The organism is Paraburkholderia sp. BR14320 (assembly GCF_040948665.1).
GTDB lineage: Bacteria > Pseudomonadota > Gammaproteobacteria > Burkholderiales > Burkholderiaceae > Paraburkholderia > Paraburkholderia youngii.
Map to the genome: position 1 here is coordinate 1 of NZ_JBFPKG010000031.1, position 25,591 is coordinate 25,591.

The window sequence follows — 25,591 nt, forward strand, 5'->3', positions numbered from 1 at the left end:
TTCCCCTGGTTCGCCGGACGGCTTTTCGGCGACTACCAGCCCGGATTCGAATTCGGCCGGCTCGGCTGCAAGCTCGTCGAACGACGCGGCCTCGTACGCTTCGAAGCCCGCACGCATCTCGCGTTCTTTGTTTATGTCGCCCGCTGGGTGCAACCTGCGCGGCAAAGTTGCGGTGACCACTTTCGCCAAATTTTCGACGCTTTGGACCGCACCGGCGATCTTCCATTCGGCGCGTTCGCGTCCAGCCACTTGGTCTCGAACCTGCTTTTCATCGGCGAGCCACTGGTTGAGGTGCAACGAGAGGGTGAAACCGGCCTGGCGTATGCCACAAAATTGCAATTCGCGCTGGCGATTCACTTTATCGAAGACCAGCTTGCGGTCATCCGGACGCTGCGCGGCTTGACGCCGGTATTCGGCTGCCTCGACGACGCGCAGTTCAACGAAGCTCGCACCGAACAGCAATATCGGGCAAAGCCGTCCCTGTCGGCCGCTGCATGCTGGTACTGGATCCGGAAACTCCAGGTGCGCTATCTCGCCGGCGACCACGAGGCGGCCATGGCCGCCGCGTCAGAGGCGCAGCGGCTTCTGTGGACCTCGCACTCGTTCCTCGACGAGGCCGAATATCACTTCTATGCGGCGCTGGCGCGGGCTGCGCTGTGCGACTCCGTCGCCGCCGGCGACCCCCAGGAGCACCTCGAAGCGCTGATTGCCCGCCACAACCAGCTGCGCATCTGGACGGATCTCTGCGCAGAGAACTTCGCAAGTCATACCGCACTGGTCGGCGCCGAGATCGCGCGCATCGAAGGCCGAGTGGTCGAGGCCGAGATGCTCTACGAGCAGGCCATCGATTCGGCGCAGGATAGCGGATTCGTCCACGTCGAGGCGCTGGCCAGCGAACTCGCGTCCCGCTTTTATGCGGCTCGCGGTCTCCGAAGAATTGCGCGTACCTATATGCAGGACGCCCGCTATGGCTATCTGCGTTGGGGCGCCATCGGCAAGGTGCGTCAACTCGAGGAACAGTATCCGTATCTGAGGACCGAAGAGACGGTGCCCGGACCAACCAATACGATGGCAGCGCCCATCGAGCACCTCGAGCTGGCAACCGTGATCAAGGTGTCGCAGGCGGCGTCAGGCGAGATCCACCTTGAGAAGCTGATCGGGATGGTCATGCGCACGGCCATCGAACAGGCGGGCGCCGAACGGGGCCTGCTGATCCTGTCGGATGCGGGCGACCTGCGGATCGCCGCGAGAGCCACCACCGCCGGCGACGGGCTCCACGTGCAGCTATCCGACACACCGCTCAATGGCGCAATGTTGCCGGAGTCGGTCCTCAACCAGGTCTTGCGTACGCGCGAGAACATTTTCCTCGACGACGCCGCAACGGACCCGATGGCCGACACGGATCCCTACGTCCGTCAGCATCGCGCACGTTCCATTCTGTGCCTGCCGCTGATGAATGGCGCCAAGCTCATGGGCGTGCTCTACCTCGAAAACAATCTCGCCGCGCGCGTGTTCAGCCCCGCGCGGATCGCCGTGCTGAAGCTCGTGGCCTCGCAGGCTGCAATTTCGCTCGAAAATGCCCGTTTATATCGCGACGTCGCGCAACGCGAAGCAAGAATCCGACGCCTCGTCGACGCCAATCTCATTGGGATCGTCATCTGGGGCGTGGATGGACGACTCATCGACGCCAACGATTCATTCCTTCACATGCTCCAGTACGAGCGTGAGGATTTGAAGGCCGGGCTTCGATGGTATGACATGATGCCTCCCGAATGGCAAGAACGCGTCCCGCGCGAGTTGGAAGAGCTCGAGGCGACCGGCGCCATGCAAGCCAGCGAAAAGGAGTTCTTCAGGAAAGACGGCAGCCGGATACCTGTCCTGATCGGCGGCGCGGCATTCGAAGATCAGCCGAGCCAGGGCGTGGCTTACATTCTCGATCTGACCGAGCAGAAGCAGGCGGAAAAGAAAATCCGTGACAGCGAAGAGCGCTATCGCGACGTGCAGGCCGAACTGGCGCATGCGAATCGCGTCGCGACCATGGGGCAGCTCGCCGCGTCGATTGCTCATGAACTCAGTCAGCCCATCGCTTCGACGGTGATCGACGCTCGGGCCGCGTTGCGGTGGCTCGACCGCGAGCCCGCCAACGTCGACGAGGCCAGCCGTGCGCTCGGCAGTATCGTCAGCGGCGCGAATCGCGCCGCTGACGTGCTCGACCGAATCCGGCAACTGGTCAGGAAGGCGCCACGGAGAAGGGAACCGGTGGACCTCAACGAGGCTATCCGCGAGATTGCCGAACTGGTCCAGGGCGAAGCGAAAAAGAGCGGCGCCCGGCTGGAGATGCAACTCGCGGAAGCTTTGCCGCTTATTGAAGGCGATCGGGTGGAAATGCAGCAGGTACTGCTCAATCTGATCATCAATGCGCTGGAGGCACTGAGCGGCATCGATGGAGTACGACAGGTGTGTCTCAGCACAGCGGAAGACGAAGGAGGCTGCGTGCTCGTGACCGTGCGCGACTCAGGGCCGGGCTTCGGCCCGAACGGTACCGAACCGGCATTCACCGCGTTCTACACCACGAAGGCGACCGGCCTGGGGATGGGTCTTTCGATCTGCCGTTCGATCATCGACGCCCATGGCGGACAGTTGTGGGCGACTGACTCGCCGCCGCGCGGCGCGGTCGTTCAGTTTACGGTGCCGAAGCATGCTGCTGTTTCTTCTTGATGGTCGCGATTGCGCGACGGAGGGTGCTCTCGGACAAACATATTCACCGCGCAACCAAAGGAAGAATTGAAAAAACCGATCGCGCAGGTGCGCCGCCAAGGTTGGGCGATCGTCGACCAGGAGCTCGAAGGCGGCTTGTTTCCAACGCATTACTTCGGCCATCGCCATGACGGCTCGGACAGATGCTCCGCAAAATAATCGGACAGCGCAGCCACCTTCGCAGGACGCGCGCGCGCCGACGGCGTGACAAAGTAAAGACCACCCTTCGTCAGCGACCAGTCGGTGAGGATCGCTTCGAGCCGGCCATCGGCCAGATATTCGCCAGCGATGAATTCGGGCAACTCGGCAATTGCGAGCCCGTCGAGCAGCGTGGGCAGCAGCGCATCGGAATTCGTCACGCGCAGCGGGCCGATCGGCATGACCGGCTCCTCCTCGCCAGCGGCGTTCGTGAAGCGCCACACATCGCTGCGCGCCCGGTACGCGTATGAGAGGCATGGCCGCTCCACCAGTTCGCGCGGATGCGCGGGCCGCCCTTCGCGCTTCAGATACGCTGGCGACGCGACCACGAACTGTGTGACCGCGCACAGCCGCCGGGCGACCAGCGACGAATCCGGCAGCGCGGCGATACGCAGAGCGGCGTCGAAACCATCGGCGACCAGATCGACCGACGCATCCGAAAGATGCAAGTCGATCGACACTTCCGGGTACGCGCGAAAGAAGCCGGGCAGCAGCGGTGCGACCCAGCGCAGCCCGAACGACATCGGCACGGCCAGGCGTACCAGTCCGCGCGGCTGCACTGACATCTCGCGCGCGGCGCTTTCTGCCTCTTCGGCCTGACGGTAGATCTCCGCGGCCTTTTCGCAGATCGTCCGGCCGAACTCGGTAAGCGACAGCTGGCGCGATGTACGGTTGAAAAGCCGTGCGCCCAGCCGGTCTTCCAGACGAGCGACGCCACGCGAGACCGTAGCGACCGATACCCCCATCGCGCGCGCGGCGGCCGCGAACGATCCTTCCTCGGCGACCTTCGCGAACATCGCGAGTCCTTCGAAATCAGGCAGCTTCGCCATTTCCCCTCATCTTTTCATTTTTGCAACGTTAGATTGCAATCAATTCTATTTCGGAAAGGGCGAGGCGTCGATATTCTCCTCACATCGCAGCACGCAACACCGAACCTCAACCTCCACTGAACGACACCAAAGGAGCAACACCATGGCACGCAAACTCGACAACAAGATCGCGCTCGTCACCGGCGCAACCAGCGGCATCGGCCTTGCCACCGCCCAGCGCTTCGCAGCCGAAGGCGCGCACGTCTACCTCACGGGCCGCCGTCAGGCCGAACTCGATGCCGCCGTGAAGAGCATCCGCGACGCGGGCGGCAAGGCAACCGGCGCCCGCGTCGACTCCACCAGGCTTGCCGAACTCGACGCGCTGTATGCGCAGATCAAGGAAGAACAGGGGCGCCTCGACGTACTGTTCGCGAATGCTGGTGGCGGTTCGATGCTGCCGTTTGGCAACATCACCGAAGAGCACTTCGACGACACCTTCAATCGCAACGTGAAGGGCGTGCTGTTCACGGTGCAAAAGGCGCTGCCGCTGCTGGCCAGGGGAGCGTCGGTGATTCTCACGGGTTCGACCGCCGGTAGCGCGGGCACGGCGGCATTCAGCGTGTATTCGGCTTCGAAGGCTGCGGTGCGCTCTTTCGCACGCAACTGGATTCTGGACCTCAAGGATCGCCAGATCCGCGTGAATACGATCAGCCCGGGCGCAACGCGCACGCCTGGCCTGCTCGATCTGGCCGGTGACGACGCCGCCCAGCGCGAGGGTCTTGCCAATTACCTGGCCGCGCAGATCCCGATGGGACGTCTGGGCGAGCCCGGCGAAATCGCGAGCGCCGCGCTGTTCCTTGCCTCGGACGACGCGAGCTTCGTGAACGGCATCGAGTTGTTCGTCGATGGCGGCCAACAGCAAATCTAGGCGTAGTTCGAGCGTGCAGGGCGCAGCGGAGGCGGTCTTCGGAAATCGCACCCGCGCCCGGCGCGTAAGGCATTCGAGCGCAGGCACATCATGATCGAACATCGTCTTGACCTTGCGTGTAGCGCAGTCAGGCGCGACTGGCTCAACACGCGAGCGCATTTCCGGGTCGGCCAAGGCGGACGAACCGGCCATGCGCCGCTCGGCGCGCTCTACGTGTGGAACGACGATGAGTTCGCGCCGCGCTCGGGCTTCGACCTGCATGCTCACCGCGACGTCGAGATCGTGACATGGGTGCGCTCGGGCGCGATCACGTACGAGGACGACGCGGGCAATCGCGCGCGACTGGTCGCCGATTCCGTACAGGCGATGAGTGCGGGCACCGCGCTCCACCATGCCGAGCGGAACGAAGAAGATGTGCCTGCGCGGCTATTCCAGATCTGGCTGCATCCACGCACGCCGGGCGGCACGCCCCGTTGGGCGACGCGTATCTGTTCGCGCGGATGTCGCGAAGGCCGCTTCGTCACGCTGGCGAGCGGCGATCCCGACGATGTGTGCGCCGGCGCGCTGCCCATCCATGCGGACGCGCGCGTGCGTATCGCGACGTTACGCGAAGGCACGACGCTGCACCACGTGCTGCCGAGGTCGCGCCGGGCGTATCTGGTTGCCGATCATGGTCGCCTTGATGTCGGCGAAGTCCGGCTCGCGCCACGCGATGGAGTTGCCGTACGCGACGAATCGCAGCTTACGTTGGTGGCGCGAGACGACACTGATGTCGTGATAGTCGAGCTTTTGCGGTAGGAAAAGTGTGCCGTTGGGCTCGGGCGCGATGACATCCCTCGCTGGCTTCCGCATTTGGCACAAGACACGCTTTGGTAGCTTTAATCGGCTGTTTTGCGATAAGGAAACCGTGGGTCTTCAGTCGAACGTGATCAAGTCCTTGAAGATCAGTCGTCCCCAGTTATTTCCCCGCGCGTGCACAAGCAGTCCACCCTCCGACAGCCCGCCAAGTTTGATTGGCGCGAAACCGAGTTTTTCCGCAAGCGCACCAATCTCCGCTGCGGCGCCGTCATCATCGCTCGCGAGGAACACGACTCTCCTGCCACCCTGTACGGCCGGGTCCTGGCCGAGGACGGCCGCGGCCAGATGATTGAAGCCTTTCACCAGCCTGGCTCCGGTGAACGCATTCGCGACGAAAGCTGAGGACGGGAGACCGTCCAGTTCCGCAGGCGGGGCGAACGTGTTCATCACGTCGACGATGGTCTTTCCCTTCCAGTTGGGTAGCACCTTCGCGACCTCCGCGTACGACTCGAAACGGACAGCCAAAAAGATGACGTCCGCCTTGACGGCTTCCGCCAGGGTTTCGGGAATGATCGTAGGTCCGACCGCTGCTGCATCGGACGCAAAGCTTGCCGGGTCGCGCGAAGTCGCAACGGATACTTCGATGCCGTTGCGCGCGAACGCCCTGGCAAGTGCGTGGCCGATCTTGCCGAAGCCAATGATTGCGTAGCTCATATGTTTCTCCTTGGTTTCCCGGCGCGCTCAGAGCTTGTAACCGCCGCTCGCTTCAATCGTTTGGCCGGTCACCCAATGGCCGTCATCGGAGGCCAGGAACGCCACCACGGCCGCGATTTCTGAAGGCTCGCCAAAGCGGCCCAGCGCGATTTGGGCCTCGACCGCCTTGACGAGTGCGGGATTCTCCCGAAAATCGGCGTTCGCATCCGTTCGCGTGAAACCAGGCGCTACGGCGTTCGCTGTGATGCCACGCGGCCCGAGCTCGATTGCCAGCGTATGAGTCAGGGTGTTGATGGCCGCTTTCGCCATCGAGTAGACGGGCGCAGCCGTCACGGGCTTGGTGGCGGCCGCGGATGAAATGTTGATGATGCGTCCACCATCGGCGAGACGGTCGAGAGCGGCCTGAATGATGAAGAAGGGCGCGCGGGCGTAGACCGCCATCAGGGTCTCCCAACTCTCCGGCGTCGCGTCCTTGAAGCCAACCCAGCCGGAATTGCCAGCGTTGTTGACCAGAATGTCGAGGGCCTTGCTTCCGTTCCGCTTGGTGAACTCGTCGTCGAGTCTCTCGAACAAGGCCGGCACGGTCGCCGGATCGACGAGATCCGCATGGATCGCGAACGCGCTGCCTTGCGCTTTCTCGATTGCCGCGATCGCCTCGTCCGCGCTGGATTTGCTGGCGTTGTAGGTTAGCGCGACTGTCGCACCATCCTGTGCAAGCCGTTCGGCGATGGCGCGGCCAATGCCTCGTGATGCCCCGGTAACGAGAGCTGTTTTGCCCTTTAGAGGTCGTGTCATCTGATTTTTCCCCTCAGAGTTGTGCCAAGCCACCGTCGACGGCGACCTCGCTGGCGGTCATGAAGCTGCTGTCCGACGACGCAAGAAAGGCGGCGACCGCCCCGATCTCCACCGGATCGGCCATACGCTGGAGCGGCGTCATCGCACCGTAGGCCTTCTGCCCCTCTTCGCCTAGCGCCTCCTTCGCTAGTTCGGTCGCCGTCGCCCCGGGCGACAGCACGTTGACCCGGATGCCGCTGCCCTTCAGGTCCTCCGCCCAAGTCCGGGCGAGGTTGCGAACCGCTGCCTTGCTCGCGCTATAGGCCGTGAACCCTGGGGCTCCTGTGGTGCCGGCGCTCGATCCGGTCAGGATGATCGAACCGCCTGAGCCCATCAGCGGCAGCGCCTTCTGGACCGTAAAGATCGTCCCCTTCACATTGGTGTCGAAGGTCTCGTCAATGTGCTGGCCGGTGATCTGTCCGAGCGGAAGCGGGCTTCCCGTCCCGGCATTGGCGAAGACGATGTCCAGGGTTCCGCGCTCGGCCTTCACCGCCGCGTAGAGCCGGTCGAGGTCGGCCAGATCGGAGACCGAGCCCTTCACCGCGCGTGCATTGGGCCCGAGGGCGGCCACAGCGGCGTCGAGCGCTTGCTGCCGGCGGCCGAAGACGAAAACGAACGCGCCCTCCTCGATGAAGCGCTGAGCCGCAGCGCGGCCGATACCGGTAGCGCCGCCGGTGATCACGGCGGTCTTTCCATTCAGTCTTTTCATGTCATGCATCCTTGGAAACGAAAACGACAAACAGGATTCTGCGGCTCTTGATTCATGAAGCCAATTGACTAAATATGCATACTTTTCATCTAGTTTTTAGATAGCCATGCTCGACAACGTCACGATCAATCAACTTCGGGCCTTCGTCGCCGTGTGTGATCAGGGAAGCTTTTCCGGGGCCGCACGCGAGCTGAGGCGTGCGCAGTCGGCGATCAGTCACGCGATCAACGCGCTCGAAAGCGCCTTCGATGTGGTGCTGTTCGAGCGCAACACGCGCAAAGCGACGCTGACGGCTGCTGGCCGCAGCCTCCTGCCTGATGCTCGCGGTGTGATCTCGCGCACAGAGGAAATGAAGATGCGCGCGGTTGCCATTGCTGAAGCTGGGGTCCCACAGGTCTCGGTCGCCGTGGATACCTACTTTCCGCGTGCGCATCTGATCGAATGCCTGCGCACCTTGCAGGCGGACTTTCCAACGGTTGCAATCAATCTGCGCATGACGACCATGCAGGACGGCGAGCGTTTGGTTCGCGAAGGCATGTGCGCGTTGGCGGTGACGATCACGGACGTGCCGGAGCTGAGCCCCGGCACCATAGAAAGGCAGCATCTATGTGATGCGCAAATGGTGACCGTCTGTGCGCCATCCCATCCGCTGGCCTCAATCGCGGGGCCGATCCCGCGGGAGGAATTTGGCCGGCACATCCAGCTCGTCGTAACCGACAATCAGCCCGATGCGGACAAGACCCAACAGGGGGTCGCCAGCGAACGCCAGTGGCGGGTGAATGACCTCGGCGCAAAGCACGATCTGCTCAGGGGAAGCTTGTGCTGGGGGCACATGCCGCGCCATCTGGTCGAGGAAGACCTCGTGAAGGGAACACTTGTCGAACTCCAACGGCGCGCATGGCACATGCGCCCCCTCACGTTCATGGTCTCGCAGCGGCGCGGGTACTCGTTTTCCGAATGCGAGACACGGCTGGTCGAGCTTCTCGGCAATCGTCATCCTTCAAACGCTGGGAAGACCAAGACCAGCGTAACGCACGGTCGCTGATGGCTTTGCTGGGAGACGCTGTCCGCACCGGGGCATGCGCACCGCCCTGTGAGCGCAGTCGCAACGACGCTCAGTGTCGCGACCGGCTCCAGCGACACCAGTCGTGGTGATCAAGGTTGCGCAGCAGATCGGCACGGCGCCGTTCGCGGCGGTAGTGCGAAATCACGCCACACGCGGCCATCACCAGCACGATCAGGCCCACAGCCATACCCAACCACGATTGGTCCACGTCAACCTCCTCTGACACACCCGGATTGCCACCCGCCAGCGAAGACGGCTCGATCAACGAATATAGTTCGTCTCGACAGGATGTCTGTGCACCAGTCAACGTAACCGTGCAAAACGAACCCAGCACGAAGTCGCCACGTGGCGTCGCGCGAGGAAACAGAAAGCGCGGCCCAGCAAACCTATGCAAAGAGAGGGTGCCCCGGGGCACACCATTCATTGCGCGGTGACTTGCCGGCGCAGAACCGGTTGCGTGGCCCCGCGCGGCATCACCCACGGGCCGTTCCGGCTGAAGTCCCAGCCCACGAAGCTGGCTGGATTGCTCATCTGTGCGGATGTGAGCCCGTTTGCTGCGGGCAAATGAAAGTTGGACAGTGGCTGCTACCGTGCCGCGGTCAACACCGGCACAAGAAAGGCGCGCACAATAATGGGTCGCTTACCTGGCCCCAGAGGAGACAGTCATGTCGCTCGATCGCTACACCCTGCTCGGTCGTTCCGGCCTGCGCGTGAGCCCGATGTCGCTCGGCACGATGACGTTCGGCACTGAATGGGGCTGGGGCGCCGACGAAGCAACGGCGCAGCGGCTCTTCGATCTATACGTCGACGCAGGCGGCAACTTCATCGATACGGCTGATCTCTACACGGAAGGCACGAGCGAGCAATGGGTCGGCCGCTTCACAGCGGCGCGCGCGATGCGCGAGCGGCTCGTGATCGCGACGAAGTACTCGTACAACGCGCAGCCCGGCAACCCGAATGCGGGCGGCAACCATCGGAAGAACCTGCTTCGGGCACTCGAAGGCTCGCTCAGGCGGCTCGGCACAGACTACATCGATCTCTATTACCTGCACACGTGGGACCGCATGACGCCCGCCGACGAAGTGATGCGCGCCATGGACGACGCCGTCAGCGCTGGCAAGATCCGTTACGTCGGCCTCTCGGACGTGCCAGCCTGGTATGCCGGTCGGGCGCAGACGCTCGCGGACTGGCGCGGCTTCGAACCGGTCGCGGCAATGCAGTTGGAATACTCGATGATAGAACGCAACGCGGAACACGAGTTCGCCGACCTCGCCACACACCTCGGCATGGGGCTCGTGGCGTGGAGCCCGCTTGGCATGGGCGTGCTGTCGGGCAAATACCGTCCGTCGCAAGACGCCCAAAATCAGACCGCTGTAACGGGCAGCGGTCGCCTGCAGACGCTAGGTACCGCGCCGCCGCCCGGATTCGACAAGCTATCCGCGCGCAACTTTTCGATCGTCGCCGAGCTGGAGGCAGTCGCGCACGCTGCGAATCGGCCGATGGCTCAGGTCGCCCTGAACTGGCTGTATCAGAAACGGGGGGTTGCGAGCATCGTCGTCGGCGCGACGAAGGCGGCGCAGCTCGAACAATCGCTCGGCGCACTCGACTTCGTGCTGGCGCCCGAGTTGATTGCCAGGCTCGACGCGGCTTCGGAGCCGCCCCACCCGTTCCCGTACTACATGTTCGCGGATGGCCATCAGGCACGCATTCACGGACAGGTCGATGTCGCCGCACAACCGCCGAATCATGCCGACTTTCAGCGAGTGCCCGCGCCGCCGCCCGCCGCCAAGTGAGCAGCACACCGCGCGACAGGAAGCTAGACGGCGTGGGGCATCCGTTTCACCGGCGCCAACGCGCACTTACCGTCGCAACAACCACAAGAGCACTGACACCACGACCGAAATCACGATGCACGTGACGATCGGAAAATGGAAATCGATACCGCCGCGAACGATATGTATGTCGCCAGGCAGCCGGCCGAACGGGATGCGCGCGAACCAATGCCATCCGAGGCCGGCAAGCAGGCACAGCACGCCCAAAATAACGACGAAGCGGTTCATGGTGCCCGGTCACTCAAAAAAACCAATCATGTCGAAGTCCCCTATCAAGCATGGCTCAAGCTACCGCGTCCATTCTTCCCGGATCGCCTGCTGACAGCCGCGCCATCGACGCGCTCAAAGGAATGCGCCGCAGCCATCCCATGAGCACGCAGCACCTCGGCCAGCGAATCGCGCAAGAGTGCGATCGGCCGCACGAGCCGTCCCGGTAGCGGGTGGTGGACGAGCCAGACCTCGACGCCTGATTCGAAATCCGTGACATCGATCACCTGCAACACGTCGCGAAACGGGCTGCGCGCAAGCACTTCCGGCGAGACGATCCCGATTCCGAGCTGCCGCGCGACAAGCGATAGCTGCAAGTCGGAGCCGAACGCCTCGACGGCGACGTTGAACGGCAACCCCGCCCGCGCGAGCGCGCGCGACAGCGCCGAGCGCATGCCGCAGCCGTCCTGGTTGAGCACCCACGGATGCTGCGCGAGGTATTGCAGCGTGACGGGCGCTTTCGGCAGCCCAAGCGAACGCGCCGCGACGACGGCAGTCGGCATGAAAGCGAGCCGCGTACTAACCAACGCCTCGGGCAGCGCGATATCACCGGGCATCAACACGACAGCGGCATCGACCTGCGCCAGTTCGACCGATTGCAGCAGACGCGGCGACCAGCCCGCCGTCACACGCAGCGTCAGCTTGGCGTAGGTGCCGCGCAGGCGGTCGAGCGGCTGTTCGAGCGCGAGGTCGGAGAGGAACGGCGGTACGCCGATGCGCAGTTCGCCTTCCGGCTCGCTGTCGGGGGAAGCGACGGCCAGCAGTTCGTCGACGGCGCCGAGCACGTTACGCGCAAGCAGGTAGACCTCCCGCCCGGCAGCGGTCGGCTTGAGCGGCTTTGCCTGACGGTCGAGCAGCGCAAGAGCCAGCGTGCTTTCGAGGCTCTGGATGCGGCGCGTCAGGCCGGGCTGGGTTAGATGGAGCCGTTCGGCCGCACCGACGATCGACCCACATTCAACGACGGCCACGAACGCCTGGAGATCACGCGTATTCAAAACAATCTCGCATAATCATTATCAAGATGTTTCAATTGTCGCATAACGAAGCAGCTTCTAGCATAGACCACAAGTCCTTCAACCGGAGCGTCGTCATGGACCGCCCCGCAGATCTTTCATCCTGCACCGTCGGCCAGCCGCACGCTGAACGCGCCGACGAGCGCCAGGCCGGCCAGCTCACCACGCCGATGACGGTTTTTTTCGGCACTGCAGTCGGTCTCATCATCATCAACCTGTTCGCCGCGCAGCCGCTCACCGGCCCGATTGCCGCCACGCTGAATCTTCCCCATGCGCTCGGTGGCCTCGTGTCGATGCTGCCGCAGCTCGGCTACGCCACTGGGCTCGTGCTTCTCGTTCCGTTGGTCGATCTGATCGAGAACCGCCGCCTGATCGTGCGGACGCTGTTCTGCTGCGCATTGCTCCTCGCTGTGCCGATGTTCGCGCGTTCGGCGTGGGTGTGCCTTGCCGCGCTATTCCTGGCGGGCGCGACATCGACCGTGATCCAGATGCTCGTGCCGATGGCCGCGTCGATGGCGCCCGAGGCCCAGCGCGGCCGCGCCGTGGGCAACGTGATGAGCGGCTTGATGATCGGGATCCTGCTGTCGCGGCCGCTCGCCAGTGTCATCGCGGCTTGGGCCGGCTGGCGCGCGTTCTACGGCACGAGCGCGCTAATCAATGCGTTGCTCGCGGGTGTGCTCATGCGGCGCCTGCCCTACCGCGCGCCGCCAGTAATCACGCGCTACGCTGCCTTGTTGCGATCGCTCTGGACCCTTCTCGCGCGTGAACGCATCCTGCAGCGGCGCGCGATCTCCGCCGCTTTGGCGATGGCGGCGTTTAGCGCGTTCTGGGCGTCGGTCGGACTACTGCTCGCGCAGCCACCGTTCGGATTTGGCCTGCACGGGATCGCGCTTTTCGCGCTCGCGGGTGCGAGCGGCGCAGTCGTCACGCCGCTCGCCGGCCAGGCGGGCGACTGCGGGCACGGTCGCAGTGCGCTGCTGTTCGCGCACCTGTTGATCATCGCGGCCCTTGCGCTCATCGCCGTGGCGGGATCGGGCGGGTTGGGCTTCGCTCCGCAGGCCCACCCCCGGCTCGCGATCGCGGCGCTCGTCATCGGTGGTGCGGCGATCGACACAGGCGTCGTCATCGATCAGACGCTTGGTCGCCGCGCCGTCAATCTCATGAATCCCGCCGCACGCGGGCGGCTGAACGGACTGTTCGTCGGTGCGTTCATGGTTGGCGGCGCGCTCGGGGCGGCGCTCTCGGGCGCCGGATGGGCTCACGCGGGGTGGCGCGGGGTCTGTGGCGTGGGTGTTGCATTCGCGGGAGCAGCCTTTGCCTATGGTGTCGCGGGCCGCTCCAACCGGGTGGGAACCTGAGATCTGCAACGCGGTTGAACGCGCGTGGCCGGGCGCGAACAATGCTTGTCTGCTCGCAAGAGGGTAGTGCTATGGGTGCATCATTTGGCCGCTATTGGCCGCGCTGTGTCCAACGATCGAGCGAGACCGTCATCTCGTATCGTGCTTGATGCAACAGGTATAGGCCGACCCTGAGCAGCCTTCGGTTCTCTCAAGAGTAGTCGCTCAGAGATGTTTCGATCCTTGACGCGACGTTCTACTCGACTAAAGGTACTTGAATTTTATGATCTGCACTTTGCTAGTGAATCGGGCTGCTTTGAACTGAACTGGCTCCGTCGTGTTTGCAGTTGTGCGCTCCATAATCCACGGATACGGCCGATACGTCATCTTCCGGCCATTGATAATCAAATCCAGTATCTCGTATTCCTCTACATAGGCACGCGTCAAAAGTCGTCCATGAGATTGCCACTCCCAATGAGCCGGGATAGTTCGCTTAGACATGACCGTGACCTTTCCAGTCCGTGCTTTCACTCCAGCAAAATTGGCAATATCGAACAGTGCTTTGGTGATGCAGGCGACGATGACCCCGTAGAAGAAGAAAAGCACACCTGCGCTACCAAGTTGACCGCGATTCAGTAGCGTGAACGGAAGCGACACAACGCCATGCAAAGACACTCTCGATCTCCATCCTGAATGGAACGTGTTTCATAGTGGCCGATCCACCCAACCAGATCTTCAGGCCGGGCGCATTCCCGCCGCTAACCACGGAACCGTTCAGCCCGAAACGGACGCGCATCCGCACAGGTCGGTGTCCCGGTCATCATCTCCGCCAGCAGTCGACCGGTGACGGGCCCCAAGGTCAAACCATGATGGTTATGACCGAATGCAAACCACAACCCGCGATGACGCGGCGCGCGCCCAATGACGGGGCGCATATCGGGTGTGCAAGGACGCAGGCCGAGCCACGGACTCGCGTCGAGTCGCTCACCGAGACCGAAGCTCGGCCTGGCAATGCGCTCCGCGCGTTCGAGCTGTATGCCCGTCGGCCTCGCGTCACGCCGCGCGATCTCGACCCCCGTGGTCAGCCGCAACCGCCCTTCCATCGGCGCCACCACGTAGCCCTGCTCCGCGTCGACGAATGGCATCGACAGCATCTGGCGGGTAGGACGGTAGTGCATGTGATAACCGCGCTTCGCGCGCAAAGGAATGCGGTAACCAAGCGGCGCGAAAACGCGGTCAGACCATGAACCGAGCGCCACCACGACTTCTTTAGCGCTGATCCGGCCCGACGATGTCTGAACCGTCCACGCGCCCGCTTGCGCCGTTAGCGTGGCGGCGTCGCCGGTGAGCACCGTTCCGCCGCCCGCTTCGAAAAAACTCGCATAACCTTTAGTCAGTGCCCCGGGATTGACGATGCTTTTCGGGTCCTGCCAATGCAACGCGCCACAAAAGCCGTCCGCGAGGCCCGGCTCGCGCGCGGCCAGCGCCGCCGAATCCAGCACCGCGACCCGCAAGCCATAGGTCCTGGCAGTCAATGCGGCGGCCGCCGCCTGCCGCGAAAATTCCGTTGGGGTGCGATAGGCGTCGATCCAGCCGCTGTCGCGAATGAGATGGCCGAGTTGCGCGCGCTCGATGAGCCGATCGTGTTCAGCTACGCTTTGCTGGATCAACGGCAACATGTCGCGCGCGGCGGCCATCAATCGCTCGGGCGACGATTCCCACCAGAAGCGCGCGAGCCAGCTCGCAAAGTGCGGCAACGCCCGATAGTCCCAGTACAGGTCGGTCGAACGATTCTTCGCATAGCGCAGCAAGGTGCCGAAATCGCGCGGAAAACCGTAGGGAACGACCGACGAGCTTTCAATCAGCCCCGCGTTGCCGAAGCTGGTCTCTTCGCCCGGAGCGCGCCGATCAACCAGTGCCACCCGGCGGCCGCGATCCTGCAACTGCAGCGCGGACGATACGCCGACAATCCCAGCGCCCAGCACTATCACATCGAAATCCATAAACTCGCTTCGCTTTTTCTATCAGGACTGGACGCCGGGCTGCCGCATTTTGCGCAGCGAGCCGGCGAGAAACCTCTGGCGCCGGCTCGTGGACTCGTTACTTCGCGATGATGTCGTTGTTGAAATACTTCTGCGAAAGACTGCTCAACGTGCCGTCTTTCTTCAGCGCGTCGAGCGCGGCATTGACTTTCGCGACCAGCGCCTTGTCGGCCTTGCGCAAGCCCCAGCCGGTGCCTTCGCCGAGCGTTGCCGGATCGCTGAGCGGCTTGCCGACGATCGCATACTCGTGGCCCTCGGGCTTGCCGAGGAAACCGTCCTGCGCAGTTTGCGCTTCCTGAACGGCAGCGTCGAGGCGCCCGCCAAGCAGGTCCGCGTAGACCTGATCCTGGTCCTGGTACGACACGACCGTGACGCCGGCATTCGCCCAATGAGCTTTGAGGAAATCCTCCTGCGACGACCCCTGCAACACGCCCACCCGTTTGCCTTGCAGACTTTTCACGTCGGGCAACAGGCCGGAGCCACGTCGGGCCACCATCACGATCGGCACGATATAGATCGGCTTCGTGAATTCAATCGATTGCTTGCGCTTGTCCGTGATGTTCATCGCGGAATTGATCACGTCGAATTTGCGAGCTTCCAACGCGGGAATCAGTCCATCGAACGCATTTTCGATCCACACGCACTTCACGCCCAGCTTCGTGCAGACCGCATTGCCGACGTCGACGTCGAAGCCCTGAAGTTGCCCGCTCGGCGACTTGCTTTCGAACGGCGGGTAGGCTGCCTCGATGCCGAAGCGCAAAGTGTCCTGAGCCTGCGCGCCGACGGTCCCTAGCGAGCCCGCCAATGCAGCAGCGACGATAAGTGAAAGTTGAAGCTTCCGAAACATAAGAGGTCCCCTGGGTATTTGGGCGACGACAATTGAGGGCATGCGCGACGGTTGACCGGCCCGCTCCGAGACTTCGCATGAGGCAGATGACGCGCCGGCCTTACACGTGCTCTGGATTGACAGTCTATTCTGGACAGATATAAAAGCAAGCAATTTTCAAAATAAATGTCCAGACTGGACAGTTTGACTTAGAATCACCTGACCGCCGGAGCACCGGCACCGTTGTGGAGCGCAGTTCAATGATCCAGTCAGAAAACGCAATGCCCCTGATCGTCGACCAGCAAACCATTCGCGAGGCGCTTCCTCACCTCGACGTGCGCAGCGTGCTGGCGCAGATGTTTCGCGCGCTCGGAAGCCACATGGCAGTGCAGCCTCCGCAGACGCTGACTCTTTTCCCGCAGAACGCTGGCGACTTCATCACATATCTGGGCGTGATGGCGGACGCGAAAGTGTTCGGCGCGAAGCTGTCGCCATACATCGTCACGCAGGCGAAGCCGATCATTACCGCGTGGACGGCATTGATGTCGATGGAAACGGGGCAACCGCTGATGTTGTGTGATTCGGGTCTGCTGACGATCGAGCGCACCGCCGGAGCGACCGCACTCGCGGTACAGCAACTCGCCGCCGATCATGCGCGCCAGCTCGCGATTGTCGGCGCGGGGGCGGTCGGACAGGCTCATTTGCGCCATCTCGCGTCGACGCGGCCGTGGCGGTCGATCCGGGTGTTTTCGCCCGGGCTTGCGAACGGCACCGAAAAACGTGTGCAGCTCGCAGCGCTCGATGAAAGAGTCTCCATCTGTACAAGGATCGAAGACTGTGTCGCCGACGCCGACGTCGTTGCGCTGTGTACCTCGTCCGGCACCCCGGTGCTGCACGAAAACATGCTCGGCAAGCCAGCGCTCATCACGTCTATCAGCACCAACGTGGCGAACGCTCATGAGATTCCGCCCGCATGGCTCGCCGACATGGACGTCTATTGCGACTACCGCCGCACCACCCCAGCCAGCGCGGGCGAGATGAAGCTCGCTTCCGAATACCATGGCTGGCGTCCCGAAGCCGTGCTGGGCGATCTCGCCGAACTCATGTGCGGCGAAGCGATCAAACCGTCCTATCGAAAGCACGTGTTTTTCCGCTCGATCGGGCTGGGTCTTGAAGACGTCGCGATTGCCTATGAACTGTTCAAATATCTGACTGCTCGCGCGGGCACGTAAGTAATCCCCACGATCTTGCCGACGCGCCAGATCGCGCCATGCCGCCGGAGCAATGGCAAAGGGTCTTCGCCGACATGCGGGTCGTCGTGCCATCGAGCAGGAGTACCGCATCGCTCGTGGCAAAATGCCGAACGTTTTCGGACCTTCCATACCGACGCCCACCCAAGTGGACCTTCAGAAAGCTGCAAGCATCTCTCCCTATGCGAAAGCCCAAGACAACGGCCGCACGTCGGCTACTTCTGGACCGCTACAGCCGCGTCGCCGATGGCATTGCGCTGTTGTTTTTCCCGTACGTCGAAATCGTCATTCATGACCTGCAAAGTCAAACGATCGCCTACATCGCCAATAACCTGTCGAAACGCGAACTCGGCGACGACTCCGCGTTGGAAGAGATCGACCATTCCGCGGAGTCCGGTACCGTCGGGCCGTATGAAAAAATCAATTGGGATGGGAGGCGCATGCGGTGCGTCAGCACGGTGTTGTTCGACGATGCCGGCAGCGCCGTCGGCGTGATGTGCGTGAACTACAACATCGCCGTCTTCGAAGACATCAAACATGTGATCGATCGTGTGATCTCCGGCGCCGGCGTGGTGAAGCAGCCCGAAGAGCTGTTCAAGGACGACTGGCAGGAACGCATCAACACGTTCCTTCACACGTGGCTCCAGGAACGTCAGTTGGCGCTGAATTCGCTGACTCGCGACCATCGTCGCGAGATCGTCGAAGCGCTGTGGGCCGAAGGGGCGTTCAAGGGGAAGAGCGCTGCCAACTACGTCGCGAATGTGTTGGGGATGGGACGTGCCACCGTCTATCAGCATATTAGAGATTTGCGAGGCGCGGCGAGCTGATACGGGGCAGACAACACCGAAATGCACACGATGGCGAACGGCCATCCGCGCGGTCTCCCCGCCGTGCTGAAGCTGCCGTCGCGGCACCGAGACGCGACACGTAACGACCATGCTCGGGTTAATCGAAGCGGGGCTCGGCGTCGCCGCCGTGCCGTCGATGGCCATGCCCGGACATGACCACCCGATCCTCACGAGTGTGCCGCTCGTCGAACCGGTGGTGAAACGACGCGTGGGAATCGTAAGACGGCGCGGACGGCCGCTCACACCGGCCGCACAGGAGTTTCATCGGACGATCATCGAGATGAAGCGCGCCGGAGCCGCAAGCGGTGATGCCGTGGGCAATAACGTAACGGCGACAGTCAAGACAGGAAGGAAGACCGCATCGTGACGTTTCAGACAAGCCTTCCCGTGGTTCCGCCTCAATGCGCCAGGACGGAATCGAGCCCGGTCGATTTCACTTCTGCCTGTACACCGGGTGAAGCAAGATAGTCGAGAAGCGCCTTCGCTTCCTTCGGATGCAGCGCACCGACGGGAATGCCGGCGGCGAAACGCGTGACGGACTGCAGAGACTCGGGAATCTTGCCGACGAACGTGGCGCCCTGGACGGGCAGCAATTCGCTCACCTGCTGGAAGCCGATTTCGTAGTCCCCGCTTGCCACCACCGACGCCACCGGAATCCGCGGGATCATCTTCGCCTTCGACCTGACCTGGTCCTCGATGCCCAGCTTCTTGAACAGCTCTCGCTCGATATAGACGCCGCTCGCACTGTCCGAGTAGGCGATCGACTTCGCCTGCAACAGGGTCTGCCTGAGACCCTCGGGGGAGCCGATGTCGGGCTTCGCCGCCCCTTCGCGCACGACCATGCCGATGCGCGAATCGGCCAGCTCTACCCGCGATCCGGGGATGACCTTGCCTTGCTTGATCAGCTCGTCGAGTGCGTAGCCGACCATGATGACGGCGTCCGCGGGCTCGCCGCGCTCGAGCCTGTTGGGGATCGCTTCGGGCGATTTGCCCATCGAGGGTCCGAGCGCGGTGTCGAGCGTGTTGCCCGTCTCGGACGCGAACCTCGGGCCGAGCACCTTGTAGGCGGCGGTGAAGCCGCCGGAGCTCATGACGTGCAGGTCGGCGGCCTGCACGTTCGTCGCAGCGGCCGAGCTTGCGACGAGCGCCGCCGCGCAAAGTTTCAGAAGCAGATTTCTCATGGTTAAGGTCGTGTGCGGTTGCGATGGATGCGGGGGAAGCGCATCAGTGCGCCGGCGTCAGCGACACTGCGCGGCGGCGATAGAGCGCGAACGTCGCCAGAAGCGCGCACGCTGCGGCGAGGCTCATCCAGTATCCGGGCGCGGCCTTGTCGCCAGTCATATGAATAAGCGCCGTCGAGATCGCGGGCGTGAAGCCTCCGAACACGGCCGTCGCGAGACTGTAGGCGAGCGAGAAGCCGGCAACGCGCACCTGCACCGGCATCACTTCCGTGAGCGCGACGACCATCGCGCCGTTATAGATGCCGTACATGAACGAGAGCCAAAGGAGGACGAGCAGCATGTTGACGAAGCTCGGCGCGTGAGCGAGCAGCGACAGTGCCGGGTAGGCGGTCGCGATCGCGAGCACCGTCATGGCGACGAGGAGCGGCCGGCGGCCGAGCTTGTCGGAGAGCGCCCCGCCGACCGGCAGCCACACGAAGTTCGAGACGCCCACACACAGCGTCACGAGCAGGCTGTCGGCGGTGCTCAGGTGCAGGACCGTCTTGCCGAAGGTCGGCGCGTAGACCGTGATGAGGTAAAAGCTCGTGGTGGTCATCGCCACCAGCATCATGCCTGCGACGACGACGGCCCAGTTCTGGACCAGCGTGCCGAATACTTCCTTCATGGTCGGACGATGCTGGCGCGCCTTGAACTCCTGCGTTTCCTCCAGATTGCGACGCAGCATGAAGATGAACGGCACGATCATGCAGCCCACCAGGAACGGCACGCGCCAACCCCAGGCTGCGATGGCCGATGCGCTCAGCCACTGATTGAGCGCGAAGCCGAGGCCCGCGGCGACGACGATCGCCACCTGTTGGCTCGCGGACTGCCAGCTCGTGAAAAACCCTTTGCGGCCGGGCGTGGCCATCTCGGCAAGATACACCGACACACCGCCCAGCTCCGCGCCCGCCGAGAAGCCCTGCAGCAGCCGTCCGAGCAGCACGAGCGCGGGCGCCAGGAGTCCGATCGTCGCGTAGCCCGGTACGAACGCGATCAGGATCGTGCCGCTCGCCATGATGGAAAGCGTGACGATGAGGCCCTTGCGGCGGCCTACGTCGTCGATGTAGGCGCCGAGCACGATCGCGCCCAGCGGCCGCATCAGGAAGCCGGCCCCGAACACGGCGAACGTCATCATCAACGAGGCGAACTCGCTGTGGGCGGGAAAGAAAACATTGGCGATCTGCGTGGCGTAGAAGCCGAACAGGAAGAAGTCGAACTGCTCCAGGAAATTTCCGGCCGTTACACGGAAAACTGCGGCGGCCTTCGAACGTCCGGTCGAAAGGTTAGTCGAGGGGTGCATCAAGGTGTCTCCTGAAATCTTGAAAAGACGCGGTGGTCCGGCCGATTGTGGTTCTGGCAATATTCGCCCGGAGGCGGCAAAACGATAAGTGCAATTTTCGGAACGATTGATGTTCTACTGTTATCAATCTCGGCCCTGCCGTCGCCACCGAGCCGCGCAACGCGAGCACGGCGGCGACCGTCAGAGGCTTATCACTGCGTCGACATTGACGCACCTGTCCGCCTTTGCCAGGCGCCTTGCCGAACACGACGTTCATGCCCGAAAACGCATGGCTCACCGGCGTCACCTCCGACGATTCGCCGCCCAGAATCTTGAGCACGCTCTCCTTATGCCACGCGCGCTTGCAGGTGCGCCTCGCGCGCGCCGATACGCGCCGCGACCTGCGCGTCCGCCCGATTGCATCCACGCATCGGCCTTGAGTGCGCACTGGATCACTTCGCGCTGTGCTTTTGAACCGTTTTCTCGGGCTTCTGATGACGCATAGTTGCGCAAGAAGACCAAGAGTAGAAGTGCGATTTCTGGAATCATTGATGCATGGACGTTATCAATGCCCATGCATCGGCCGGTTGAATCGCCAACGCATAGCGGCCTTTGGCACTCGGCCAATGACCGTAATGGCCGAGCTGCTGCCTCTGATCCGCCCTCATGAATGACCGGACCACCTCGTTATTTGTGGCTGAATTCCCAACGTCGCGACCGGCGGCAATGCTACGAAGACAAGTTATAGCGACAACTGGGCAGTGCTCCCATTTTTGATGGGCGGTTTTCATCGATAGAAATGTGCCGGTGCCTAGTTGCGTGCGCCGTGACCGCCGCTGTGGCCCCCGCCCTGCTCGAACTGAGTGCTGCGACCGTGGAACCCATGGTGAAAGCCGTCGCCATGGTCAAAGTCGTGGAAGCGGCGGACACCGCCGCCAAGGAATACGCATGGCTGGCCGCGAGACGGACAGCCGGCATAGAACTCACACGGATAAGCCGGATACGCCGCGCACGTGTTGTAATAACCTGGATCCGCGGCGCAATCTATCGCGCCGAGCAGCAGCACGGCAAAGAGAAACTTGGCCTTCATGAGGCAAACCTGCCATACCCCGTTCTCTCAATACTCGCCACCGCTATTCACAGCCGTTGGCATGGTGGCGCCGTCACCCGATGGCATATATTGCGTGACAGGTGGCGCGTTTTGCGTGTCGGGTGCCGCTGTTATGGTCCTGGATGGCCTATCCGCAGCGGCTGCATCGATGCAATGAATGAAGTGTAGACCATTCGATCCAGTGGATTGCCTTCGGGCACCACGGATCAATAACAGCCGGTCGCGTCTGGTGAGTCCCGCGACCGGCTGAGATGAGATCCTTCGTCTCGAACTTGAATATCGTCAATGATCAGCGCCTCGCTCCCTGGAGCCTCTTGCCGGAGCGATGATCCCGAAAAGTCCATTGGTCTCCTTGTTAGGACCGGCCGAGAAGTACAGCGTGTCCGGGCTCGAATTGCGGCCGCCACCGAGTGTCAGAGTCCACAGACCGTCGATTGCCAGTGGATTGCCGAACTCGTTCTCCAACTGATCGACGAAAGCGCCGTCATTGTCGAAGACATTGATTCGACCATCGCCGAAGTTGCCAATGAGAATCTTGCCGCTGAAGCGGCCGAACGCAAACGATGCACGGGCGATCCCCCATGGCGAGTCGAGCGTCCCTCGGCTTGCAAAGCGACGCAGCAGGTGGCCGTCGGTATCGAATACGTCGACGAATCCACGACCGCGTCCTGCATCGTCGTCGTGCTTCTCTTTGTTCTGCTTTGCGTAGGTGACGAAAAGATCCCCATCGATATTCGCGATACCGAACGGGGCATAGCCGGCAGGGATGTTCGGGTCGACGAAGCCGCCGTCGGTCGTCGCAGCCGTGAACTGGCCGTCTGAACCGTTCGGCCCAAATACATCGATCCGACCCGAACGGAAGTTCGTCGCAAAGAGGAATCCGCCTTGCGCATTGACTCCGAAGACGAGCCCCTTGTAGACAGCCCCGCTGTCGGCGGAGGGATTGGAAGAGTTATCGACCGCGATCACGGCGTTATTCGGCGGATTCAACCCACCGGCCCAAGCGGAAATCGTGCCATCTTCGGTTGCGAAGATGAACACGGCCGGGATCTTGGTGCCTGGCACGAGAAACGCAGACGAGGGATTCCACACAATCCCGGTTGGCGCCGCGGGCGTGGGATTCGGTGGAGACTTGGGAAGGACGGGATGACAGGCGCCGCCCGGTATGACGTTGCCTGGCAGCGGGATCGCGACCTGCAGCGTCGTCACCTTGGTCCCCGCGCCGTCATATAGCGTGGAGCAGCCGGTGGCATTGTCGTTGATCCAGAATGGACTTCCTGCCGGACTAAAGGCAATACCCCAGGCGTTCTGCAGGACACCGTCGACTTTCGGGGCTGCGCCTGCCACGTTGGACACGAGCGGTGTGACGACATAGGCGTCATCAGCAGCGGCATACCCGATTGTGAAACCGGCGGCGAGCGCGATCGCAGCCGCCGCTTTGAGACCACGCGAGATCTGAGACATAGCTACCCTCCTCGTCACTGGCGAGACATCGCCGCAAGCTAAACGACCGCAGGAGTTCGAATATTCCCGCTCTACACGAAGAATTCCGAGCGGTGCGAAAGTCCGCACTGGATGCGCCACACTCACGCGACGCATGCGCCCGGAGGCGGCACGGAACTGAGCATCGTGCTGGACAACCTGCGGCACCCTTCAGCGTCGACAACGACGATCTATCTGCATAGCGATGAAGTGAAGCGGGCACGACAAATGAGCGAGTTCGGCAGGTGGCTAAAGTGCCTTGCTAAAACCCCCATCGTGCACTAAAAAACATCTACCTAGCTCGTATGTCTACTGGCCGCCCAGCCAATGCAGTGGGCGCCTCCACCCCAGCGAACGCGACAGTCTATGAGTCTTCTTGAGCTCAGAGGCGTTTCCAGACATTTCGGCGCCATTCAGGCCCTGATCGACGTGACGCTCAGCCTGGAGCCGGGCGAGGTGGTCGGGCTCATGGGCGATAACGGGGCCGGCAAATCGACATTGGTGAAGGTGGTCGCCGGTAACTTTCCGCCTTCGCACGGTGAAATGCTCATCGATGGAAAGCCCGTGCATTTCAACAAACCGATCGACGCCCGCGCGCGCGGCATCGAGGTCGTCTATCAGGACCTCGCGCTTTGCGACAATCTGACCGCAGCCGCCAACGTCTTCCTTGGCCGCGAACTGCGGATCGGGTTCGGACCTGTCCGCGTGCTCGATCACGCGACCATGTATCGGCGTGCGGGTGATCTGTTCAAGCAACTGAAGTCCGAGACGCGCCCGCGCGACCTCGTCAGGCAAATGTCGGGCGGGCAGCGGCAAGCGGTGGCCATCGCCCGCACACGCCTCTCTGAAGCGAGGCTCGTCCTCATGGACGAGCCGACCGCCGCGATCAGCGTCCGCCAGGTCGCCGAGGTGCTCGATCTCATCAAACGCCTGTCCGAACACGGCATCGCCGTCATCCTCATCAGCCACCGCATGCCCGACGTATTCGCCGTCGCCCACCGGGTGGTTGTCATGCGGCGCGGGCGCAAGGTCGCGGACAAGAAAACCGAGGAGTCCTCCCCGGAAGAGGTGACTGGTCTCATCACCGGCGCCATCGCCGCTGCCTGAAACTGCCTTGCATCGGAGCCCCACTTTGAACGACGCGTCGCGAAGGCCCCCCACAATGCCGCCATTGCTCGATGATCCACAGTCCGCGAGGACGCATACTCGCTGGTCGGGACTACTCGCAAGCCAGGTGTTCTGGGTCGTGCTGGCAACGATCGTCGCCTGTATCGCCCTGTCGATTGCGACCTCGACCTTCGCGACTTCCGAGAATCTGTTCAACGTTACGCGAAACTTCGCCTTCGTCGCCATCGTGGCGCTAGGAATGATGGCGGTGATCGTCACGGGCGGCATCGACATTTCGGTCGGCTCGACCATCGGCATCAGCGGTATCGTGCTCTCGGTCGTCATGAACGCGGGCTACCCGATCTGGGCCGGCATCGGCATGGGACTGCTGACCGCCGGGCTGGTCGGCCTCGTCAACGGCCTGCTCATCGCCTATCTCGGCATGCAGCCTTTCGTCGTGACGCTCGCGATGCTGAGCGTCGGCCGCAGCCTCGCACTCGTGATTTCCCGCAGCCGGACCATTTTCGATTTCGGCCCCGACGGCAGCAAACTCCTCACGCTCGGCGGCGGCGCGACGCTCGGCGTCGCCAATCCGGTGTGGTTCCTGATCCTGCTTGGGCTGTTGTTCTGGTTCGCGTTCGGCTGGACGCGCTGGGGCCGCTACGTCTTCGCGATCGGCGGCAACCGTCATGCGGCGACTCTCACCGGCGTACCGGTGCGCCGCATCGTTTGTAGCGTCTACGTGCTCTGTGGCCTCATGGCGGGCGTCGCGGCGATTCTCGAAGTCGGCTGGCTAGGCGCAGTCACGACCGGCCTCGGTACCGGCGACGAGCTGCGCGTGATCGCGGCCACCGTGGTCGGTGGCACCAATCTGATCGGCGGGGTTGGCAGCGCTTTCGGCACGATCGTCGGCGCGGCGCTCATCGAGGTCATCCGCAACAGCCTGATCCTGCTCGGCGTCGACGCGTTCTGGCAGGGCACGGTCGTCGGCAGCTTCATTGTCGTCGCGGTGCTCTTCAACCGGCTCGGTGGCGAGCGGCAAGGGGATTGAAATGTCTGTGGACGCACCGGCCGCTTCCGGGCCGGTGCCGCGGGAGGCGGGACGCGTTACGAAGACTGTGTAAGCCGACACGGGCACCGCAGAGCCGGCGCCCAACAGGAGGA

The 25,591-nt window shown here is 62.8% G+C and carries 25 protein-coding genes and 2 pseudogenes; 12 read left to right on the plus strand and 15 right to left on the minus strand.

From position 1 onward, the window contains the following. Positions 1-2,718 (plus strand): ATP-binding protein (locus AB3X89_RS25100; protein ID WP_368585687.1); only part of this gene is annotated, 2,718 nt, incomplete at its 5' end. Positions 2,719-2,867: 149 nt separating this feature from the next. Here the strand turns inward: AB3X89_RS25100 and AB3X89_RS25105 are convergent. Continuing rightward, positions 2,868-3,785 (minus strand): LysR family transcriptional regulator, encoded by a 918-nt coding sequence (locus AB3X89_RS25105; RefSeq protein ID WP_368585688.1) that lies wholly within the window; start codon positions 3,783-3,785, stop codon positions 2,868-2,870. A gap of 142 nt (positions 3,786-3,927) precedes the next feature. Between AB3X89_RS25105 and AB3X89_RS25110 the strand changes: the two genes are divergently transcribed. After that, a complete protein-coding gene (locus tag AB3X89_RS25110) occupies positions 3,928-4,692 on the plus strand; it encodes an SDR family NAD(P)-dependent oxidoreductase (RefSeq protein ID WP_368585689.1) in 765 nt (254 codons plus the stop codon). A 90-nt stretch (positions 4,693-4,782) separates the two neighbouring features. After that, positions 4,783-5,490, plus strand: coding sequence for a pirin family protein (locus tag AB3X89_RS25115; RefSeq protein WP_368585690.1), 708 nt, complete (start codon positions 4,783-4,785; stop codon positions 5,488-5,490). Between the two features lie 117 nt (positions 5,491-5,607). Here AB3X89_RS25115 and AB3X89_RS25120 read toward each other — a convergent pair whose 3' ends face one another. The 3 genes from AB3X89_RS25120 to AB3X89_RS25130 are packed head-to-tail and all read right to left on the minus strand — an operon-like array spanning position 5,608 to position 7,747. Continuing rightward, the gene (locus AB3X89_RS25120) at positions 5,608-6,204 is read right to left on the minus strand and encodes an NADPH-dependent F420 reductase (RefSeq protein WP_368585691.1); all 597 of its coding nucleotides are present in this window, start codon (positions 6,202-6,204) and stop codon (positions 5,608-5,610) included. Between the two features lie 27 nt (positions 6,205-6,231). Next, positions 6,232-6,999, minus strand: coding sequence for an SDR family NAD(P)-dependent oxidoreductase (locus AB3X89_RS25125; RefSeq protein WP_368585692.1), 768 nt, complete (start codon positions 6,997-6,999; stop codon positions 6,232-6,234). Positions 7,000-7,012: 13 nt separating this feature from the next. Then, positions 7,013-7,747 carry an SDR family NAD(P)-dependent oxidoreductase gene (locus tag AB3X89_RS25130; RefSeq protein WP_368585693.1) on the minus strand — a complete coding sequence of 245 codons (735 nt, stop codon included), beginning with the start codon at positions 7,745-7,747 and terminating at the stop codon, positions 7,013-7,015. 106 nt (positions 7,748-7,853) lie between these two features. Between AB3X89_RS25130 and AB3X89_RS25135 the strand changes: the two genes are divergently transcribed. Further along, on the plus strand, positions 7,854-8,792 hold the full coding sequence (locus AB3X89_RS25135; RefSeq protein ID WP_368585694.1) for a LysR family transcriptional regulator: 939 nt from the start codon (positions 7,854-7,856) through the stop codon (positions 8,790-8,792). A gap of 70 nt (positions 8,793-8,862) precedes the next feature. On the opposite strand, the gene AB3X89_RS25140 is transcribed toward AB3X89_RS25135, so the two are convergent. Further along, positions 8,863-9,021: a hypothetical protein gene (locus AB3X89_RS25140; RefSeq protein WP_368585695.1), complete on the minus strand. Its 159-nt coding sequence runs from the start codon at positions 9,019-9,021 to the stop codon at positions 8,863-8,865. 457 nt (positions 9,022-9,478) lie between these two features. Between AB3X89_RS25140 and AB3X89_RS25145 the strand changes: the two genes are divergently transcribed. Then, positions 9,479-10,606, plus strand: a complete 1,128-nt coding sequence (locus AB3X89_RS25145) for an aldo/keto reductase (RefSeq protein ID WP_368585696.1) — start codon at positions 9,479-9,481, stop codon at positions 10,604-10,606. Positions 10,607-10,672: 66 nt separating this feature from the next. On the opposite strand, the gene AB3X89_RS25150 is transcribed toward AB3X89_RS25145, so the two are convergent. Beyond that, positions 10,673-10,873, minus strand: a complete 201-nt coding sequence (locus tag AB3X89_RS25150) for a DUF2905 domain-containing protein (RefSeq protein ID WP_368585697.1) — start codon at positions 10,871-10,873, stop codon at positions 10,673-10,675. 44 nt (positions 10,874-10,917) lie between these two features. After that, positions 10,918-11,907: a LysR family transcriptional regulator gene (locus AB3X89_RS25155; RefSeq protein ID WP_368585698.1), complete on the minus strand. Its 990-nt coding sequence runs from the start codon at positions 11,905-11,907 to the stop codon at positions 10,918-10,920. 95 nt (positions 11,908-12,002) lie between these two features. Between AB3X89_RS25155 and AB3X89_RS25160 the strand changes: the two genes are divergently transcribed. Next, entirely contained in the window at positions 12,003-13,283 is a 1,281-nt protein-coding gene (locus AB3X89_RS25160; protein WP_368585699.1) for an MFS transporter, read from the plus strand. A gap of 243 nt (positions 13,284-13,526) precedes the next feature. On the opposite strand, the gene AB3X89_RS25165 is transcribed toward AB3X89_RS25160, so the two are convergent. The 3 genes from AB3X89_RS25165 to AB3X89_RS25175 all read right to left on the minus strand — a co-directional run bounded on the left by AB3X89_RS25165 (position 13,527) and on the right by AB3X89_RS25175 (position 16,151). Then, positions 13,527-13,937: a hypothetical protein gene (locus AB3X89_RS25165; RefSeq protein ID WP_368585700.1), complete on the minus strand. Its 411-nt coding sequence runs from the start codon at positions 13,935-13,937 to the stop codon at positions 13,527-13,529. An 83-nt stretch (positions 13,938-14,020) separates the two neighbouring features. Continuing rightward, positions 14,021-15,265, minus strand: coding sequence for an NAD(P)/FAD-dependent oxidoreductase (locus AB3X89_RS25170; RefSeq protein WP_368585701.1), 1,245 nt, complete (start codon positions 15,263-15,265; stop codon positions 14,021-14,023). A 97-nt stretch (positions 15,266-15,362) separates the two neighbouring features. Then, positions 15,363-16,151, minus strand: a complete 789-nt coding sequence (locus AB3X89_RS25175; RefSeq protein WP_368585702.1) for an ABC transporter substrate-binding protein — start codon at positions 16,149-16,151, stop codon at positions 15,363-15,365. A gap of 239 nt (positions 16,152-16,390) precedes the next feature. On the opposite strand from AB3X89_RS25175, the gene AB3X89_RS25180 reads away from it, so the two are divergent. From AB3X89_RS25180 to AB3X89_RS25190, 3 genes and pseudogenes are all read left to right on the plus strand, one after another. Continuing rightward, positions 16,391-17,362 (plus strand): ornithine cyclodeaminase family protein, encoded by a 972-nt coding sequence (locus tag AB3X89_RS25180; RefSeq protein WP_368585703.1) that lies wholly within the window; start codon positions 16,391-16,393, stop codon positions 17,360-17,362. A 200-nt stretch (positions 17,363-17,562) separates the two neighbouring features. Beyond that, entirely contained in the window at positions 17,563-18,207 is a 645-nt protein-coding gene (locus AB3X89_RS25185) for a transcriptional regulator (RefSeq protein ID WP_368585772.1), read from the plus strand. Positions 18,208-18,295: 88 nt separating this feature from the next. Next, positions 18,296-18,595: pseudogene (locus tag AB3X89_RS25190) on the plus strand (LysR substrate-binding domain-containing protein); the annotation flags it as partial. A 31-nt stretch (positions 18,596-18,626) separates the two neighbouring features. Here AB3X89_RS25190 and AB3X89_RS25195 read toward each other — a convergent pair. From AB3X89_RS25195 to AB3X89_RS25215, 5 genes are all read right to left on the minus strand, one after another. After that, entirely contained in the window at positions 18,627-19,409 is a 783-nt protein-coding gene (locus tag AB3X89_RS25195; RefSeq protein ID WP_368585704.1) for a substrate-binding domain-containing protein, read from the minus strand. A 43-nt stretch (positions 19,410-19,452) separates the two neighbouring features. Beyond that, positions 19,453-20,748, minus strand: a complete 1,296-nt coding sequence (locus tag AB3X89_RS25200) for an MFS transporter (RefSeq protein ID WP_368585705.1) — start codon at positions 20,746-20,748, stop codon at positions 19,453-19,455. Beyond that, a complete protein-coding gene (locus AB3X89_RS25205) occupies positions 20,732-21,067 on the minus strand; it encodes a hypothetical protein (protein ID WP_368585777.1) in 336 nt (111 codons plus the stop codon). The genes AB3X89_RS25200 and AB3X89_RS25205 overlap by 17 nt, the downstream gene beginning before the upstream one ends. Positions 21,068-21,538: 471 nt before the next feature. Continuing rightward, the gene (locus AB3X89_RS25210) at positions 21,539-21,817 is read right to left on the minus strand and encodes a hypothetical protein (RefSeq protein ID WP_368585706.1); all 279 of its coding nucleotides are present in this window, start codon (positions 21,815-21,817) and stop codon (positions 21,539-21,541) included. Between the two features lie 303 nt (positions 21,818-22,120). Then, on the minus strand, positions 22,121-23,302 hold the full coding sequence (locus AB3X89_RS25215; RefSeq protein WP_368585707.1) for a TIGR03118 family protein: 1,182 nt from the start codon (positions 23,300-23,302) through the stop codon (positions 22,121-22,123). A gap of 99 nt (positions 23,303-23,401) precedes the next feature. Here AB3X89_RS25215 and AB3X89_RS25220 point away from each other — a divergent pair. The 3 genes and pseudogenes from AB3X89_RS25220 to AB3X89_RS25230 form a co-directional block, all read left to right on the plus strand. Beyond that, a pseudogene (locus tag AB3X89_RS25220) lies at positions 23,402-23,605 on the plus strand (hypothetical protein); the annotation flags it as partial. Positions 23,606-23,686: 81 nt separating this feature from the next. Then, complete coding sequence (locus AB3X89_RS25225) at positions 23,687-24,427, plus strand: ATP-binding cassette domain-containing protein (protein WP_368585708.1); 741 nt, start codon at positions 23,687-23,689, stop codon at positions 24,425-24,427. Between the two features lie 55 nt (positions 24,428-24,482). Continuing rightward, positions 24,483-25,478: an ABC transporter permease gene (locus AB3X89_RS25230; RefSeq protein ID WP_368585709.1), complete on the plus strand. Its 996-nt coding sequence runs from the start codon at positions 24,483-24,485 to the stop codon at positions 25,476-25,478. The last annotated feature ends 113 nt before the right edge of the window (positions 25,479-25,591 follow it).